Below are 17,167 nucleotides of genomic sequence, written 5' to 3'. Positions count from 1 at the left end.
CGGATCCCCGTGCCGCCGGCCATGCTCATGCTGGCCGGCAGTGCGGGGTTTCTGTCTTTGAAAGGACAAAACCATGGCAAAGCAGCTTGCGTTTAACGACGCTGCCCGCCGGTCCCTTGAGGCCGGCATCGATAAGCTCGCGAACACCGTCAAGGTGACGCTCGGCCCCCGCGGCCGCAACGTCGTCCTGGACAAGAAGTGGGGCGCCCCCACCATCACGAATGACGGCGTCACCATCGCCCGTGAAGTGGAACTTGACGATCCCTACGAGAACCTTGGCGCGCAGCTGGCCAAGGAAGTAGCCACCAAGACCAACGACGTTGCCGGCGACGGCACCACCACCGCCACGGTCCTGGCCCAGGCCCTGGTCAAGGAAGGCCTGCGCAACGTTGCTGCCGGCGCCGCTCCCGGCCAGATCAAGCGCGGCATCGAAGTTGCGGTTGAAGCCGTGGCTGCCCGCCTGCTCGAAAACGCCCGCCCGGTCGAAGGCACCCAGGTGGCTAACGTTGCCGCCATCTCGGCCCAGAGCGACGAAATCGGCGAACTGCTCGCCGAGGCCTTTGGGAAGGTGGGCAAGGATGGCGTCATCACCATCGAAGAGTCCTCCACCACCCAGACCGAACTGGTCCTCACCGAGGGCATGCAGTTCGACAAGGGCTACCTGTCCCCGTACTTCGTCACCGACGCGGAACGCCAGGAAGCAGTCCTCGAGGACGCCCTTATCCTGATCAACCAGGGCAAGATCTCCTCGATCCAGGAATTCCTGCCGCTGCTGGAAAAGGCACTGCAGGCTTCCAAGCCGCTGTTCATCATCGCCGAGGACGTCGAGGGCGAGGCCCTGTCCACGCTCATCGTCAACCGCATCCGCGGCACCCTGAACGTTGTTGCCGTCAAGGCTCCCGGCTTCGGCGACCGCCGCAAGGCCATGCTGCAGGACATCGCCACCCTCACCGGTGCGCAGGTTGTCTCCCCGGAGCTGGGCCTGAGCCTGGACACCGTTGGCCTGGAGGTGCTGGGTACGGCCCGCCGCATCACCGTCACCAAGGACAACACCACCATCGTCGACGGCGCAGGCTCGGCCGAGGACGTGGCCGCACGCGTTGCCCAGCTGCGCGCCGAGGTTACCCGCACCGATTCCGACTGGGACCGCGAAAAGCTCCAGGAGCGGCTGGCCAAGCTGGCCGGCGGCATCGGCGTCATCAAGGTGGGTGCCGCAACCGAGGTTGAGCTGAAGGAAAAGAAGCACCGCATCGAGGACGCAGTGTCCTCCACCCGCGCTGCCCTCGAAGAAGGCATCGTGGCCGGCGGTGGCTCGGCCCTGATCCACGCCCTCAAGGCACTGGATGAGGATGCCGCCGTCAACGCCCTCGAAGGCGACGCTGCCGCGGCCGTCGGCATTGTCCGCCGCGCACTGGTCCAGCCCCTGCGCTGGATCGCCCAGAACGCCGGCTTCGACGGTTACGTGGTCACCTCCAAGGTTGCCGACCTGGAAATCAACAACGGGTTCAACGCCAAGTCCGGCGAGTACGAGGACCTGATCGCTGCGGGCGTCATCGACCCCGTCAAGGTCACCCGTGCAGCCCTCCGCAACGCGGCCTCCATCGCCGCGCTGGTTCTCACTACCGAGACCCTTGTCGTGGAGAAGCCGGCCGAAGAGGACGAGCACGCAGGCCACAGCCACTGATCCTGCCCGTCTTCACATACAGAAAACCGGTCCAGCACCAGCTGGGCCGGTTTTCTGTGTTCCGGGTGCTACGTAGCCGCCATCTCGGCGGTTTCGACTCCGCCCGCAGGCTCGTAGACCAACGACACGGCTCCCTTGGGGTAGCTGCGTACCGGCTCGGCGAGCAGGAATGTTGAGGGGACCGTCCCGGCGTCGAAGAGCCGCTTGCCCTGCCCCAGGGTGACCGGATACAGCCAGAGATGAAGGCGGTCCAGCACTTGCGCCTCCAGCAGGGACCGGATGAGGACGCCACTGCCGAACATGTGCACCTGCTGGTACTCGTCCCGGAGCCCGCCCGCCGCCGCGGCATCCGGCAGCACGGTGGTGCCGGCCCATGCCGGATCGGACAAGGAGCTTGACACCACAAACTTGGGTATCCGGTTGAGCGTGTCCGCGATGTCCCCGGACTGCTGGGGCCAGTAGGCGGCAAAGATGTCGTAGGTCTTCCTGCCAAGGAGCAGGGCATCCATCCGCGCTATTCCAGCCGCGATGGCGGCGCCGGATTCGTCGTCGGAGACCGGTGCCTGCCAGCCGCCAAGGTTGAACCCGCCCTCGCTGTCTTCCTCGCGGCCGCCGGGCGCCTGGTAGACGCCGTCCAGGGTGATGAACAGGTTCGCGACGATGTTGCCCATCCACCAAGTCTGGAACGGGGCTCCGGCCCTGTCCAGTGCCGTGGCAGGATGGTGCCATGCTGCTCCTTGAGCTCGTCAACACCGCGGAGGCCGTCACCTCCACCCGCTCCCGGCTGGCCAAGGTGGATGCGCTGGCCCAGCTGCTGGGCCGGCTTGAGCCGGCGGAAATCCCGACGGCGGTGGGCTGGCTGGTTGCCAAGCCCCGCCAGGGACGCGTGGGCGTCGGATGGAGTGCCGTGGCGGCGGCCAAGGAGGAACCCGCCGTCGAACCAACCCTCACCCTGGCCGACCTCGACGCTGCCCTGGACCGGCTGCTTGCCACGGCGGGTACCGGATCGGGCGCGGGGCGCGCGGCCACCCTCCGGACGCTGATGGCGGCAGCCACTGCTTCTGAGCAGGCCTTCATTGCAGGTGTCCTGCTTGGCGAGCTGCGTATAGGAGCCCTGGAGGGAGTGCTGACGGATGCCGTTGCCCGCGCTGCCGGGAAGCCCGTTGCCGCCGTACGGCGCGCTGCGATGCTTTCGGGCGACCTGGGCGGAACAGCCCTGCTGGCCATCACGGGCACCGAAGCCGAGCTGGACGACGTCGGCCTGGTGGTTGGCCGCCCCGTGCAGCCCATGCTGGCGGCCACCGCGGCCAGTCCCAGCGCAGCCCTGGAGGCGACCGGGGAGGCCTCGGTGGAATACAAGCTCGACGGCGCCCGCATCCAGGTGCACCGGTCCGGCGACGACGTCAGCATCTACACGCGCAACCTCGCCGACGTCACCCACCGGCTCCCCGAGGTGGTGGACCTGGTTCGCGGGCTGCCGCTGCGGGACGTGATCCTTGACGGCGAAACCCTGGCCCTGGACGAGGAAGGCGGCCCGCGGCCGTTCCAGGAAACCATGGCGCGCTTCGGTGCGGATGCCGCGCGTGAGACGGTGCTGCATCCCTGGTTCTTCGACGTGCTGCATATCGATGGGCGGGACCTGCTTGATGAGCCGCTGTCCGCCCGGATCAGTGAGCTCGAGCGGATCGCGCCGGAGCACCGGATACCGGGGGAGGTCACGGCCGATCCCGCCGTTGCGGAACGGGTGTCGCAGGAGGCGCTTGCCGCAGGCCATGAAGGCGTTGTGGTGAAGGCCATCGGTTCCACCTACGCGGCCGGCCGGCGCGGAGCCAACTGGGTAAAGGTCAAGCCGGTGCTGACGTACGACCTGGTGGTGCTCGCCTGCGAATGGGGGTCCGGGCGCCGCACCGGGACGCTGTCCAACCTGCACCTGGGCGCCCTTGACCCCGCTGGGGAGTTCGGAGAACCCGGCGGCTACGTCATGGTGGGCAAGACCTTCAAGGGCCTCACCGACGAACTGCTGCGATGGCAGACGGAGAGGTTCCAGGAGCTTGAGGTGCGGCGCACGGCCGGCACGGTGTGGGTTGAGCCGGTCACGGTGGTGGAAATCGCCATCGACGGCGTGCAGCAGTCACCGCGCTATCCCGGCGGCATCGCCCTGAGGTTTGCCCGGGTCAAGCGCTACCGGGATGACAAGGCTGCGGCCGAAGCAGACACGATCCAGACCCTGCGCGCCCTGCTGCGGCCGTAGCGCACCGTGAATGCGGAGGCTCCTTAGTTGCGGGCCCCGCTCCGCTGGCGCCTCAGGTTCCGTGCCACCCCGTGCGGCACGCGCCTGGAAACCATGCGGTAGAAAAGCAGTACCGCGAGGGCGGCCACCACGATGCCCACGAGGTTGAGCAGCAACTGGAGCGCCGAGCCCGCAGCCTTCTGGTATTCCCCCAGGACCAGGGCCACCGCAACGTACCCTGCCGCCGGAACGGTGGTCACCGAGATGAAGACCCCGATCAGGGCCGCGGAGCGCCGGCCGATGATGGAGAGCATTCCCGCGATGCCGGCCAGGACGGCAACAATCAGCGAATACGGACCCGGATGGTAGATGAATTCCACCGCGGAACCCTTGTCCAGGGCATCCCGCGGGAAGAGACCGAGGGGCACCGACAGCCACGCCGTCAGTGCCGCCAGCAGCATGGCCACGGGGAACCCGACACCCAGGGCAATGGCAGCACGGCGGCCAAGCTTCCACTGCCGGGTGGCAAGCGAGACGGCGAGGGCGGCCAGCGGTCCGAACTCGGGACCTACCGCCATGGCTCCCACAATCGCGATGGGGGAGTCCGTCACGATGCCGATCCCGGCAAGCTGGGTTGCGAGCACCAGGAAGGCGAGGAAGTTCCATGTCAGGCGGGAGTCCTCTCCGGTTTGCCGCGTCACGTCGTCCCAGATCACTGCGTCCGCACCGTCCCCGGGGGCGGCCCGCTCCGCCCGGTCGGCTTTCTTTGACAGGACTAATTCCGGCGTGGACATGGCAATGGATCCAACGTCCTGGACCTTCAGGATCTCCAGCTTCTCGAGGAGTTCCTCCACTGACTCCCGGGCGATCAGGACCTCGATAACGTCGCCTTCCGGGACCACCGACGCACCCGCAACCAGCGCAACCTCTGCCGCGCCCCGCTGGTCCCGGCACGTCTTCAGCGTCACGGCGGACAGCTCGCCGGGCACGCAAATCCGCAGTTGGACAACCACGCCGTCTCCCTTCAATGATTGGGCCCAGCATAGTCCGAACAAGTGCGTTGACTGGCCGTTGCTGACCGCCTTGGCTAGGCTTGATGCTTTGGCTGGCGGGCGTCCTGAGAGGTTCTAGTGTCGATAACGGAAACGTCGAAGGCACCTGAACCCCCGTCCAGTGCCGCGAACAGGAAACGGAAGCCCACTTTCCGCCCCGAGGTCCAGGGGCTCCGGGCCCTGGCTGTCCTGATGGTGGTGGCGTACCACGTGTGGCTGGGCCGCGTGTCCGGCGGCGTGGACATCTTCCTGCTGATCTCGGCGTTCCTGCTCACGCTTTCCTTCGTCCGCAAAGCCGAATCCGGCCACCCTTTCAAGCTGATGGCGCACTGGCTGCACCTTTTCAAGCGACTGCTGCCGGCCGCCGTCGTGGTGATCCTTGGAGTGCTGGCAGGCACCTGGCTGATCCTGCCGCAGGGCCGCTGGCCACAGGTGCTGGACCAGGCCTGGGCGTCCCTCCTTTACCGGCAGAACTGGCTCCTGGCAGACAATGCAGTGGACTACTACGCGCAGGACCACGCCGGAGCCAGTCCGCTGCAGCACTTCTGGTCCCTGTCCATCCAGGGACAGGTCTTCATTCTGTGGCCACTGATCTTTGCCGCGACCGCTGCGTTGCTGAACCGGCTGCGCCGGGTTCCCCGCCTGCAGGGGCTGACCTACCGAGGGTTGCTCGGCGCAGTCTTTGGAACGGTTTTGGCGGTGTCGCTTGCCTACTCCATTGACCAGACCGCCGGCAACCAGGCCTACGCCTACTTCGATACGCGCGCCCGGCTTTGGGAGTTTGCGCTGGGATCGTTGCTGGCACTGGCGCTGCCCTACGTCAAGCCCGGCCGCGTGGTGCGGGTGGCCCTGGGCTGGGCCGGACTGGCAGCCATGGTGTCCTGCGGGCTGGTCCTGACCGTCGACCGGTCCTTTCCCGGGTACGTGGCACTCTGGCCCACACTGGCCGCGGCGGCCATCATCATCGCAGGGCAAACCGGCAGCCGGTTCGGCGTAGACCGGCTCCTCAGCAGCCGCCCCGCCGTCGCCCTGGGTGACAACTCCTACGCGCTCTACCTCTGGCACTGGCCGGTCCTGGTGCTGGCGCTCGCGGCCACCGGCGTGGAGTCACCCAACCTCAAGCAGGGACTGGGCATCGTCGCTGCCTCCATCGTGCTCGCTGTCCTGACCACCCGCTTTGTTGAAAAGCCGCTGCGCGACTGGCATTGGCCCAAGCTTCGCGCCTGGCGGACCGCCGTCGTCATTGTTGCCTGCGGTGCCTTGCTGGCTGGTCCCGTGGCGGTTTGGCAGACATCGCTCACCGCAGAGGAAAGCGCGACGGCGGCACAGCCCCGTGAGCTGACGCCGGGGGCCCTGGCGCTCACGCCGGAGAACGAAAGCACGCCCGCGCCCAGGGCCAGGACCATCCCCGGACCCACCGCCCTGGACAACGACTGGGCCGGGATCGACTCGCCCTGCACAGGTGCCAACGCCACGGGCGATCCCATCCTGGAGGGGTGCCGGCAGGAGCTTCCGGAGGAACCGTCCACCCGGCGCATCGTGGTGCTGGGCGACTCCCATGCCCAGCAGTACCTGGCAGCGCTGGCTCCCGTGGCGGCCGCGCGTGGGTGGGAATTGGTCACCCTCCTGATGCCCGCATGCCGGTTCGGCGCCGAATCGGTGACCAGGAATGCCGAATGCAACGCCTACAACAAGGCCAGCTCCGCCTACGTCCTGGAACACCGCCCGGATGCGGTGTTCACCGTGGCAACGCTGACCCATGAGGATGCCCCGTTCGAAACGGAGGTGCCGGGGTACCTTGACGGCGTCAAGCCGTTCGCCGACGCGGGAATCGAGATCGTGGGAATCCGCGACAACCCGAGATTCACCTTCAACATGCCCCAGTGCGCCCAACGGAACGGCGCCGGCGCGGCTGCCTGCAATCCATCGCTCGCCGAGTCCCTGGTGGAGCCATCGCCACTGGAGAACTACCGCGGCAAGCTGCCCGGGCTGCACCTGATGGACATGAGTGACTTCATCTGTGCCCGGGGCGTTTGCCCTGCGGTGGTGGGGAACGTGTACGTCTACAAGGACGACAACCACCTGACCAGAACCTATGTGGAGACCATGATCCCCATGTTCGAGCAGCGGCTGCTGGCTGCAACCGGCTGGAGCTGAGCCGGCCCTAAGGGTGGGTGGGGGCGTGCGGTTGCTCACATTACCGGCGTGGAATAGGGGGATCGGCGCCGAGGTTCTAATATTTACTCAACACTTTCTGCCCCCGGAACGCCGTCCTGCACGGTGGTCCCGCAGGATCGTCTGCACAGGCCAGTTCCGTAATAACGGGCTGGTCATCGGCTGCAACCCCTACCCGTGACCCAGCAACCAAGGTAAGAGGCGCACTCATGACCGAGCCCGAACACAACCCCTTTGGCTTCATCGGCCTGACCTACGATGACGTCCTGCTCCTGCCGGGCCACACCGACGTGATCCCGTCCGAAGCAGACACCTCCTCGCGGATCTCCAAGCGGATCACGGTGCAGACCCCTCTGCTCTCCGCCGCAATGGACACCGTGACGGAATCCCGCATGGCCATCGCGATGGCCCGCCAGGGTGGCCTGGGCGTGGTGCACCGCAACCTGTCCATCGCCGACCAGGCTGACCAGGTGGACCGGGTCAAGCGGAGCGAGTCAGGGATGATCACCAACCCGCTCACCATCCGTCCCGAGGCCACGCTGCGGGAACTTGATGACCTTTGCGCCCACTACCGCGTCTCCGGCCTGCCCGTGGTGGACGAGGACAACCGCCTGCTGGGCATCGTCACCAACCGCGACACCCGCTTTGTCCCCGAGTCCGATTTCCCGCTGCGGCTGGTCAGCGACGTCATGACCAAGATGCCCCTGGTCACCGGACACGTGGGAATCAGCCGCGAGGAAGCCTCGCACAAGCTCGCAACCAACAAGATCGAAAAGCTCCCGCTGGTGGACGAGCAGGGCCGGCTCAAGGGCCTCATCACCACCAAGGACTTCACCAAAGCCGAGCAGTACCCGCTGGCCACCAAGGACGACGAGGGCCGGCTCCGCGTGGGTGCTGCCATCGGCTTCTTCGGTGACGGCTGGGAGCGGGCCATGGCCCTGGTGGACGCAGGCGTCGATGCCCTGTTCGTGGACACCGCCAACGGCCACTCCCAGGGTGTGCTGGACATGATCCGCCGGCTCAAGTCCGACCCCGTGGCCGCCCACGTGGACATCATCGGCGGCCAGGCTGCCACCCGCGAAGGCGCCCAGGCACTGATCGACGCCGGCGCGGACGGCATCAAGGTGGGTGTTGGTCCGGGCTCCATCTGCACCACCCGCGTGGTGGCCGGCGTGGGCGTCCCGCAGATTACCGCCATCTACGAATCCGCCAAGGCTGCCATGCCGGCCGGCGTGCCGCTGATCGCCGACGGCGGCCTGCAGTACTCGGGCGACATCGGCAAGGCATTGGTGGCCGGAGCCGACACCGTCATGCTGGGATCGCTGCTGGCGGGCTGTGACGAGTCCCCGGGCGAGCTGATCTTCGTCAACGGCAAGCAGTTCAAGTCCTACCGCGGTATGGGCTCCCTGGGCGCCATGCAGTCCCGCGGCAAGAACACGTCCTACTCCAAGGACCGCTACTTCCAGGCGGACGTGTCCGGCGACGACAAGCTGATCCCCGAAGGCATCGAAGGCCGCGTTGCCTACCGCGGGCCGCTGTCCTCGGTGGCGTACCAGTTGGTGGGGGGCCTGCGCCAGACCATGTTCTACACCGGGGCACCGACCATCCCGGAGCTGAAGGCCCGCGGCAAGTTTGTCCGCATCACGTCTGCCGGACTCAAGGAATCGCACCCGCATGACATCCAGATGACCGTGGAGGCGCCGAACTACGGTTCGCGCTGATCCCGGTGGCTTAATGCTGCAGAAGGAGGTGGGGAATTCCCCGCCTCCTTCCGCATTTAAGCCCCTATACCGCCGGCTGCAGTTCCGACGTCAGCTCCTCAAGGGTGGGCGGATTGGCGCCCGGGCGGCTGACCGTAATCGCGGCAGCCTTGGATGCCATCCTGCCCAGGGTTTCCAGGACGGACGGCGCCAAGCCATCGGTGCTCCGGCAGAGCAGGCCGTAGATCAGGGCCGCCATATAGGAATCACCGGCTCCGATGGTGTCTGCCACTACCGTTTGGACGGACGGAATGTGCACCCGTGTGGCGGGTGTTGCCAGCAGCGAGCCGGCTGAACCCATGGTGACCACAGCCAGGCCCGCACCAAGTTCCAGGATCCGCGCCGCGGCGTCCTCGAACGTCACCCCCGGGTAGAGCCACCGGGCATCCTCGTCGCTAAGCTTCAGCACGTCCGCTAAGGGGGCCAGGTCTTCGAAAACAGCGAGGGCTTCCGCGTGGCTGCCCAAGAGTGCGGGGCGGATATTGGGATCGTAGGAAACCAGGCATTCACGGTGCGCCCGTTCCAGGAGGCTCTTGACGGAACCGGCTCCGGGCGCCAGGAAGCTGGCGATCGAGCCGGTGTGGAGCACCTTGGGAAAGGTGGCGGGGTGCACCGGCGGCAGCTCCCAGGAAACGTCGAATTCGTAGCTGGCGGACCCGTCAGCGCTTAGCGTGGCGGTGGCGGAAGCCGTGCGGCCCGGTGATTTCGACCCTGGCAGCAGCGCAACTCCGGCGCTGCCCAGGTGGCGCTCGATCAGGGCGCCGCGTTCGTCGTCGCCTATTGAGGTCAGGAGGCTGGTTCGCACGCCCAACCGTGCCAGACCGTAGGCGACGTTGGCCGGGGAACCGCCGGGGTGCTCCGCCGTTCCTTCGGAGGTGTGGACGACGTCGACGAGTGCTTCGCCAACCACGATGACATCGGGAGTGGAGGCGCTGGTGCCGGAGCCACTGGTGTAGGGCATGGGAGCAAACTTTCGTGAAGACGGGCGCGGACCTGCCGCCCGGGGCAGGCGAGCAGGTCCGCGAACAGGAAGGGGAGTGAAGGAAAGCGGTCGAACGCGGATCAGGCCGTGGCGGCGCCGGTCATGATGGCCACCGCGTCGGTCATGCTGTGCGACTTCGGAGTGATCGTGGCGGCGCATTTGCCGAGACGCTGGATGTGGATCCTGTCGGCAACGTCAAACACGTGCGGCATGTTGTGGCTGATCAGGATGACTGGAAGGCCGCGGTCCCGCAGATCCCGGACCAGCTGGAGGACCTGGTTCGACTCCCGAACGCCCAGTGCCGCGGTGGGCTCGTCGAGCACCACCACCTTGGAACCGAACGCTGCTGCCCTTGCCACAGCCACGGCCTGGCGCTGTCCGCCGGAGAGGTTCTCCACTGGGACGGTGACATCCTGAAGGGTTGAAATTCCGAGGCGGTTGAGCTCCTCCTTCGCCTTACGGCGCATCCCCTTGGTGTCCAGGACCCTGAAGATGGACCCGAGCGGTCCGGCCACCCGTTCCTCCCGGCCCAGGAACAGGTTCGACGCCACGTCCAGGGCCGGCGAAACCGCCAGGTTCTGGTAGACCGTTTCGATTCCATGCGCGCGGGCATCCTGCGGACGCTTGAAGTGCACCGGCTGGCCGGAAACCAGGAGCTCGCCCGAGTCCGGAACCTCGGCCCCGGTGAGGCACTTGATGAGGGTGGACTTGCCGGCGCCGTTGTCGCCGATGATGGCCAGCACTTCGCCCGGATACAGCTCAAGGCTGACACCGTCAAGGCCAACCACCTTGCCGAAGGTCTTGACGAGGTTCCGCGCCTGGAGGATCGGCTGCCGGGTTTCGGTCTTGGGGGATTCAATCCCGGTGGAGGTCATGACTTCACCTTTCGGATCCACTGGTCGATCGACACAGCGATGATGATGAGGACGCCGACGGCGAGGGTTTGGAACAGCACGTCCAGCCCGGCCAGGGAAAGCCCGTTGCGGAAAACGCCCACGATCAGCGCACCGAGGAGGGATCCCCAGACGGAGCCGCGGCCGCCGAAGAGGCTGGTCCCGCCAATCACGACGGCGGTAATGGAGTCCAGGTTCAGGTCCACCCCGGCGTTGGGGCTTGCTGCGTTGGTACGCCCGATCTGGATCCACGCTCCGATCGCCAGCACCGCGCCGGCCGCGAGGTAGACGCTCATCAGGACGCGGTTGACGGGGATACCGGCCAGGCGGGCGGCTTCCTTGTCATCGCCGACTGCGTACACGTGCCGCCCCCACGCCGTCTTGCCCAGGATGAAGGCGACCGCCACATAGAGCAGGAGCATCATGACCACGCCGGTGGAGATGCGAACGGGCCCAACGGGGAACGTGCTGCCCATCCAGGTCAGGAGCCCCGGCATGCTCGAGCCACGGACCGTGGAGCCGCCCGAGTAGAGCAGGGTCAGGGCGATGAAGATGTTCAGGGTTCCCAGCGTCACGATGAACGGAGGGAGCCGGAACCTGGTCACCAGGAAGCCGTTGACAGCCCCAGCGGCAAGTCCGACGACGAGCCCCGCCACCAGTGCGATGGGTCCTGGCATGCCGTTGTTCACAGCCAACTGCGCCACCACCATGGAGGCCAGGATCATCACGGCGCCCACGGAAAGGTCGATTCCGGCGGTGAGGATGATGAGGGTCTGGGCGATGGCCAGGGTTCCGACGACGGACACCTGCTGGGTGATCAGGGACAGGTTCTCGAACCGCAGGAAGCGGTCATTGAGCAGGCCGAACACCACCACCGCCACAATCAGGACGATGGCCGGGCTCAGTGCCGGGTAGCGGTGCAGCACATTGCGGATGCGGCTAAGGGGAGTTTGGCGGTCGAGGAATTCCTCGGCCAGGTCGGTGGGCCCGGTAACCGGCGGGCCTGCGGTTTGTTGCTGGGTCATCGTTGCTCCTGTCACAGTTCCGGCTTACTTGCCCCAGCAGATCTGGGTGGCGTCCGTGGTCGTGATGCTCTTGACGCCGTCAGCCGCCTTGTCGGTGACCAGTTCGACGCCGGTGTTGAAGAAGTCCAGGCCGGCAGAGTTTTCGGGCTTCTTGCCGGTCTTGGCGAGGTCGACGATTGCCTTGACGCCCAGTTCGGCCATCTTGACCGGGTACTGCTGTGCGGTCGCACCGATGATGCCGGACTTGACGTTGTTCACGCCCGCGCAACCGCCATCAACGGAGACCACCAGCACGTCCTTTTCCTTACCTGCAGACTTCAGGGCTTCAAAGGCGCCCGCTGCGGCCGGTTCGTTGATGGTGTAGACGACGTTGATGTTCGGATTCTTGGAGAGCAGCGTTTCCATGGCGGTTCGGCCACCGTCCTCGGCGCCCTGCGAAGCCTGGTTGCCCACGATCTCGTACTCGCCGCCCTTGCCGCCGGTGTACTTTCCGGTCTTGGCTTCGTCGCCGTTCTTCTTCTTGTCGGCGGTGTCAACGCCCAGGCCGGTCAGGAAGCCCTGGTCGCGGTTGTAGTCAACCGAGACAACCTTGTCGTCGAAGAGGTCGATCAGCGCGATGGTGGCCTTCTTGCCGCCCAGCTGCGCCGCGGTCCACTTGCCGATCAGCTCGCCGGCGGCGAAGTTGTCGGTTGCGAAGGTGATGTCGGCGGCATCGGCCGGGTCCGGCGGGGTGTCCAGTGCGATGACGAACAGCCCGGCGTCCTTCGCCTTCTTCAGGGCGTCGACGACGGACGGGCCGTTGGGCGTGATGAGGATGCCTTTGTCGCCCTTGGAGATGGCGTTTTCGATTGCCTGGATCTGGGTGTCTTCGTCGCCGTCGGCCTTTCCTGCCGCGAGCTTGAGGTCGACGCCGTCCGTAGCAGCCGCCTTCTTCGCACCCTCCTGCATGGAGACGAAGAACGGGTTCGACGTGGTCTTCACGATCAGTGAGACACCGATTTTCTCCGAGGAAGTACCGTCGGTGGAGCCTGTTGCGGAAGAGTTGCCCCCGCAGGCCGAGAGGCTGAGGGCGCCCAGGGTCAGGACTGCGCCGATGGCGAGGGAACGAGTAACAGTGTGCCGCGGGGTTTTGGAACTCAACATTGAATCTCCTGGTCTCAGGGCACTTAGCGTGCCTGACAACGATGTCATCGCTCATGTAATCAATGTCACAGGGTAGAGTCAAGTGTGAATCGATGATGAAGAGCGAGGTATTGACAACGATGTCTAATCGTTACCAGTCCGAGGTCAGCACGAACCGACCTACCATGCGCCATGTGGCCGCCTTGGCTGGCGTTGGGATCAAGACTGTTTCCCGGGTGATGAATGACGAGCCCGGCGTTTCGGAGGCCACGCGCCAGCGTGTCCTGGGAGCTTCCCAGCAGTTGCACTACCAATTGGACATGGCGGCGGGGAGCCTGCGTCGCGCCGGCCGAAAGACCTTGTCCATCGGGTTGCTGCTGCCCAGCGTTGCCAACCCTTTCAGCAGCGAAATCCACCGCGCACTGGAAGACGCCCTCGGCGAGCGCGGAATCGCCGTGTTCGCTGCAAGCCTCGACGACGACCCCGAGCGGGAGAAGGCCCTGGTGGGAGCGTTCCTCGGGCGCAGGGTGGATGGCATGGTCCTGACACCCATTGCCAGGAGCCAGGCCTACGTCATCCCCGAGCACTCCCGGGACCTGCCCCTCGTCTTCATCGACCGCGAGCCGGTGGGGATCGAGGCCGACGCTGTGGTAACCGACAACGCTGCCGGCTCTGCGCGGGCTGCAGCCCATCTCCTCAAGCACGGCCATACCAAACTTGCCTACCTGGGTGACCGCCCTGATATCCAGACTGCCCGCGATCGCCGCAGGGGCTTCATGGAGGAACTCGGCCGGGCGGGCGTTGCCACCGGTTCTGTTCCGGTTCGCGATGGCCTGCACGACGAAGAATCAGCGCGGCTCGCTGCCCACGAACTCCTTGCGTCCGACAACCCGCCTACTGCCATCTTCTCCAGCCAGAACCTCGTGACGTTCGGCGTCATGAGGGCACTGCGTGAACGGGGAGCCAGCCACCGGGTGGCGTTGGTGGGCTTCGACGACTTCACGCTCGCCGACATGATGGACCCGGGCATCACCGTCATCGCACAGCATCCTGACCGGATCGGGAAGCTCGCCGCTGAGCGGTTGCTCGCCCGCATGGACGGCGACGACAGCGCTCCCCAGGCTTATGTTGTCCCCTCGGAACTGATCGTGCGCGGCTCGGGCGAGCTGCCGCCGTCGAACTGACCCACCCACAACAGAAAGAAGCAAGCCCATGACCAAAACACTGTATGCAGAATTCACCGTCAAGCCCGGAAGCGAAGGACGCGTCGCGGAGATGATGCGGGAACTGACGGAGCGCGTGCGCCGCGAGCCGGGCAACGAACATTTCCTTCCGTATACCCGGGAGTCCAACCCGCGTGAGTACTTCGTATTCGAGGTGTACCGGGACGACGACGCTTTCCAGGAGCACATCACCGCCGAATACGGAGCCACATTCAATGCCGAGCTGGCGCGGCACATCGAAGAGGACGGGTCGGTCCTGACCTGGCTGCAGCCGGTGGAATAGTTTCGCCGGGGGCTTCAGCATGCCCGGCCACCGGATGCCGCCGGCTGGGCATGCTGAAGCCTGCTTTCTCAGCCCCGGGCCTTCCCTCCGGCGTTGACCGCCTTGAGGGACGCCAGGAACATGGCCTGTTTCATCGGTGTGACGGTGAGCGACTTCAACTGCGCAACGCCGCCTTCGGCGAACAGCGCTACCTCCTTGGCTCCGTCCGCAGGGAAGACCTGATCGGTGATTGTCCGCAGTCCGCCTTGGGCGAAGACTTCCACCGAGGACCTGTCCACGTAGATCCGGAGGGTCACATTTCCCTGGGCATCCACGCTGACCGGTGCCGAATCGACCGAGGCAAACAGCGGATGGAAGCCGACATTGCCCGAATTCGCGCGATCGACATAGACCTCTTTTGTGGCGGCGTCGTAACCGACGGCTGTGGACGATGATCCGTTTCCGAATAGGGTGATCCCGGACTTGGCCGCAGTGCCGGGAGCGAAGGTCACATCGATCCGCTGCACATCCCCCGACGCCGCGGAAGGCAGGGCATGCGTTCCGGGAGTGATGGTCCCGCCTGCGGTATTCCGGTAACTGGGTGCAGAGGCCAGCCCGTCCACCTGCTTCACTGCCTGCTGCGTCAGCCGCGGGCCGTCCGGCGTTTGCGTCAGGCCGATCTCGCGGGGCAGCGACATCGCGCTGCGCCATGGGAAAGTGGGAATGCTGTTGGCGTAGTCCCAGTTGTTCATCCAGCCGAGCATGACCCGCTTATCTTCGGGCATGTTGCCGAAGGAAACCGAGGCATAGTAGTCGCGGCCGTAGTCCAGCCAGTCATAACTGTTGAGGCGCGGCCGGGCCGGCTGCGGGGAAGCGGTGAACTCGTCGGCCAGGATGTGTCCCCAGCCGAACCGGTTGTTGTCCACGACCCTGATCTGCGCTTGGCGGCCGCGGAATTCCGCCACGTTCCACGACGCCCAGTCCAGCACCTCACTGTTCGCACCGGTAGCTGTGCGCACCACTTTGCCATCCACCACCAGGTTCACGGTGGTTTCGTCCGAGCGCGGCACCGCAGCCTGGTCGGTCAGCATGACATGGTCAGCGGTGAGGTGCCCCCAGCCGCCGGTCGCCTGGTCAACGACTCGAAGCCGGGCCTGCTTGCCCGCGAATTCGGAGACATCCCAGCCCTTCCAGTTGAGCGCGCCGGCGTCGTCCCCGGCCAGGGTGCGCACCACGTTCCCGTCCACCAGCAACTGGGCCTCCAGTACTTGCCCGGACTCCGGGGAACGGTGCCCGCCGCCCACCAGCATGCTCACAAAGTTCCGGGAGAGCGTGAACTCGGGGGAGGTCAGGCTGCCTTGCCGGTCGTCACCCGGGGCCGCGCCTGTTTCGAAGGTGTTGATGCGTTTAGCGCCGATGTAGTAGTCGCCTCCCGCCGTGGCGGGCTGATACGACGGCGCGAGGTCGCCCGTGCCGGTCCAGCCGGCTTCGGCGAGGGTAGTGCCGTCCGGGACCTCGAAGCCATTGAACAGCAGGTCTCCCGGCGGCGGCGTATTGTCCAGCTTGTCGGAGGCCCGCGGATGCTGGCCTCCACCCACCAGGAAGTTGATGTAGTCGCTGTCTACGGTAAAGCCAGGCGAGGACATGGACCCCAGGGGCCAGTCGCCGTCGTTGAAGGAATTTACCAAGCCCGCGCCTACGAACCCGCCAACGAGGTTTTGGCCCGGCAGGGTTCCGGCTGCCGGAGCGTCAGTGAAGGGTCCGTTCTTCCAGTTGCCGGGTTCATTGCTCACGGCCCACCCGTTGTATGTGCCGTCGTTGAATCCCGCCACGGGGGTTCCGGAGGGTAGCGCATCGCTGGGTTTCGTGGTCTCCGAGGTAAACGTGACGCCATCGAAGCTGCCCACGAAGTACTGACCCGCCGAGCCGCCAGCCACCCCGCCGGGATTGATATTGATCACCATGACCCATTTGACGTTGTTCGGGTCTCCGTCAACGGCCAGCGGGAAGAGGTCGGGGCATTCCCACAGTCCGCCCGTGGCATTGGCGGGCCCGAATTCGCTCAGGGCCGTCCAGTCCTTGAGGTTGGTTGACTTGTAAAGCAGTACTTTGTGGTCCAGGGCCTCAACGGCCGCCATCACCCAGTAGCCGCCTTCGGCAGTGCTGTACCAAAACACCTTTGGGTCCCGGAAGTTGGCGGAGTTCCGGTTCAGGACCGGGTCCGCACTGTATTTGGTCCAGGTTTGTCCGTCATCAAGGCTGTAGGCCAGCGACTGGGCCTGGAGCCCGCGGTGCGGCGAGGCGTCTTTGTAGGCACTGGTGTAAATCGCAATCAGCGGCGGGTTCTCCGTAGTCCCCAGACCGGACGTATTGTTCTTGTCCACCACAACGCTGCCCGAGAACACGTCCTCCTGGGTATCCGTGGAAATGGCGAGCGGCTGCTCCTGCCAATGAACGAGGTCAGTGGAGGTGGCATGTCCCCAGGACATGTTGCCCCAAGTGTTTCCGGACGGGTTGTGCTGGAAGAAAAGATGGTAGATCCCCTTGTGGTAGACCATTCCGTTGGGATCGTTCATCCAGTTCTTGGCCGGCGAGAAATGGTACGCCGGCCTGTAGGTTTCCTGGCCCAAAGTGCTGCCCGTGGTGGGCCCGGGGGGAGGATTCCCGTCCGACTTCCCTGCAATCGCAGGTCCGGCGCCGGCCAACGCTCCGGTCAATATCAAACCCGTCAGCGTCAGGGCCGAAAGGAGCCGCGTGCT

Annotated in this window: 13 protein-coding genes; 6 read left to right on the top strand and 7 right to left on the bottom strand. The window is 65.7% G+C overall.

Translation table 11 applies throughout. The features are described 5' to 3' along the window. Positions 1–73: 73 nt before the first annotated feature. Positions 74–1,684: a chaperonin GroEL gene (groL, locus tag FB478_RS07005; RefSeq protein ID WP_018769206.1), complete on the top strand. Its 1,611-nt coding sequence runs from the start codon at positions 74–76 to the stop codon at positions 1,682–1,684. Positions 1,685–1,752: 68 nt separating this feature from the next. Here the strand turns inward: groL and FB478_RS07000 are convergent, their stop codons facing one another. Then, on the bottom strand, positions 1,753–2,355 hold the full coding sequence (locus tag FB478_RS07000) for a dihydrofolate reductase family protein (protein ID WP_144600005.1): 603 nt from the start codon (positions 2,353–2,355) through the stop codon (positions 1,753–1,755). 56 nt (positions 2,356–2,411) lie between these two features. Between FB478_RS07000 and FB478_RS06995 the strand changes: the two genes are divergently transcribed. Next, complete coding sequence (locus FB478_RS06995) at positions 2,412–3,935, top strand: ATP-dependent DNA ligase (protein ID WP_056394186.1); 1,524 nt, start codon at positions 2,412–2,414, stop codon at positions 3,933–3,935. 23 nt (positions 3,936–3,958) lie between these two features. Here the strand turns inward: FB478_RS06995 and FB478_RS06990 are convergent, their stop codons facing one another. Next, positions 3,959–4,927, bottom strand: a complete 969-nt coding sequence (locus FB478_RS06990) for a DUF389 domain-containing protein (protein ID WP_018769209.1) — start codon at positions 4,925–4,927, stop codon at positions 3,959–3,961. A gap of 117 nt (positions 4,928–5,044) precedes the next feature. Between FB478_RS06990 and FB478_RS06985 the strand changes: the two genes are divergently transcribed. Both FB478_RS06985 and guaB read left to right on the top strand, forming a co-directional pair. After that, positions 5,045–7,123 (top strand): acyltransferase family protein, encoded by a 2,079-nt coding sequence (locus FB478_RS06985; RefSeq protein WP_395858338.1) that lies wholly within the window; start codon positions 5,045–5,047, stop codon positions 7,121–7,123. A 227-nt stretch (positions 7,124–7,350) separates the two neighbouring features. Next, positions 7,351–8,862, top strand: a complete 1,512-nt coding sequence (gene guaB / locus FB478_RS06980) for an IMP dehydrogenase (RefSeq protein ID WP_018769211.1) — start codon at positions 7,351–7,353, stop codon at positions 8,860–8,862. Between the two features lie 64 nt (positions 8,863–8,926). Here guaB and FB478_RS06975 read toward each other — a convergent pair whose 3' ends face one another. The 4 genes from FB478_RS06975 to FB478_RS06960 all read right to left on the bottom strand — a co-directional run bounded on the left by FB478_RS06975 (position 8,927) and on the right by FB478_RS06960 (position 12,944). Continuing rightward, positions 8,927–9,862, bottom strand: a complete 936-nt coding sequence (locus FB478_RS06975; RefSeq protein WP_056394183.1) for a carbohydrate kinase — start codon at positions 9,860–9,862, stop codon at positions 8,927–8,929. 101 nt (positions 9,863–9,963) lie between these two features. Next, the gene (locus FB478_RS06970) at positions 9,964–10,758 is read right to left on the bottom strand and encodes an ATP-binding cassette domain-containing protein (protein ID WP_056394180.1); all 795 of its coding nucleotides are present in this window, start codon (positions 10,756–10,758) and stop codon (positions 9,964–9,966) included. After that, positions 10,755–11,801, bottom strand: a complete 1,047-nt coding sequence (locus FB478_RS06965; RefSeq protein ID WP_018769214.1) for an ABC transporter permease — start codon at positions 11,799–11,801, stop codon at positions 10,755–10,757. Before FB478_RS06965 ends, FB478_RS06970 begins: the two co-directional genes overlap by 4 nt. A gap of 24 nt (positions 11,802–11,825) precedes the next feature. Further along, positions 11,826–12,944 (bottom strand): substrate-binding domain-containing protein, encoded by a 1,119-nt coding sequence (locus FB478_RS06960; protein WP_018769215.1) that lies wholly within the window; start codon positions 12,942–12,944, stop codon positions 11,826–11,828. Between the two features lie 164 nt (positions 12,945–13,108). On the opposite strand from FB478_RS06960, the gene FB478_RS06955 reads away from it, so the two are divergent. Together FB478_RS06955 and FB478_RS06950 are read left to right on the top strand one after the other, a co-directional pair. Then, positions 13,109–14,107, top strand: coding sequence for a LacI family DNA-binding transcriptional regulator (locus FB478_RS06955; RefSeq protein ID WP_056394177.1), 999 nt, complete (start codon positions 13,109–13,111; stop codon positions 14,105–14,107). 28 nt (positions 14,108–14,135) lie between these two features. Beyond that, a complete protein-coding gene (locus FB478_RS06950; protein WP_018769217.1) occupies positions 14,136–14,429 on the top strand; it encodes a putative quinol monooxygenase in 294 nt (97 codons plus the stop codon). A 68-nt stretch (positions 14,430–14,497) separates the two neighbouring features. On the opposite strand, the gene FB478_RS06945 is transcribed toward FB478_RS06950, so the two are convergent. Beyond that, positions 14,498–16,984 (bottom strand): GH32 C-terminal domain-containing protein, encoded by a 2,487-nt coding sequence (locus FB478_RS06945; RefSeq protein ID WP_261377350.1) that lies wholly within the window; start codon positions 16,982–16,984, stop codon positions 14,498–14,500. Between the last annotated feature and the right edge of the window lie 183 nt (positions 16,985–17,167).

It is taken from the genome of Arthrobacter sp. AG367, assembly GCF_007828995.1.
GTDB lineage: Bacteria > Actinomycetota > Actinomycetes > Actinomycetales > Micrococcaceae > Arthrobacter.
This window is presented reverse-complemented; position numbering and strand designations above follow the sequence as displayed.

What these genes read in the sequence shown, in the direction of transcription:
- groL (WP_018769206.1), top strand. Translation starts at nt 74, where the DNA reads ATGGCAAAGCAGCTTGCGTTTAACGACGCTGCCCGCCGGTCCCTTGAG.
- FB478_RS06975 (WP_056394183.1), bottom strand. Translation starts at nt 9,862, where the DNA reads ATGCCCTACACCAGTGGCTCCGGCACCAGCGCCTCCACTCCCGATGTC.
- FB478_RS06965 (WP_018769214.1), bottom strand. Translation starts at nt 11,801, where the DNA reads ATGACCCAGCAACAAACCGCAGGCCCGCCGGTTACCGGGCCCACCGAC.
- guaB (WP_018769211.1), top strand. Translation starts at nt 7,351, where the DNA reads ATGACCGAGCCCGAACACAACCCCTTTGGCTTCATCGGCCTGACCTAC.
- FB478_RS06955 (WP_056394177.1), top strand. Translation starts at nt 13,109, where the DNA reads ATGCGCCATGTGGCCGCCTTGGCTGGCGTTGGGATCAAGACTGTTTCC.
- FB478_RS06950 (WP_018769217.1), top strand. Translation starts at nt 14,136, where the DNA reads ATGACCAAAACACTGTATGCAGAATTCACCGTCAAGCCCGGAAGCGAA.
- FB478_RS06995 (WP_056394186.1), top strand. Translation starts at nt 2,412, where the DNA reads ATGCTGCTCCTTGAGCTCGTCAACACCGCGGAGGCCGTCACCTCCACC.
- FB478_RS06960 (WP_018769215.1), bottom strand. Translation starts at nt 12,944, where the DNA reads ATGTTGAGTTCCAAAACCCCGCGGCACACTGTTACTCGTTCCCTCGCC.
- FB478_RS07000 (WP_144600005.1), bottom strand. Translation starts at nt 2,355, where the DNA reads ATGGGCAACATCGTCGCGAACCTGTTCATCACCCTGGACGGCGTCTAC.
- FB478_RS06970 (WP_056394180.1), bottom strand. Translation starts at nt 10,758, where the DNA reads ATGACCTCCACCGGGATTGAATCCCCCAAGACCGAAACCCGGCAGCCG.
- FB478_RS06945 (WP_261377350.1), bottom strand. Translation starts at nt 16,984, where the DNA reads ATGAACGATCCCAACGGAATGGTCTACCACAAGGGGATCTACCATCTT.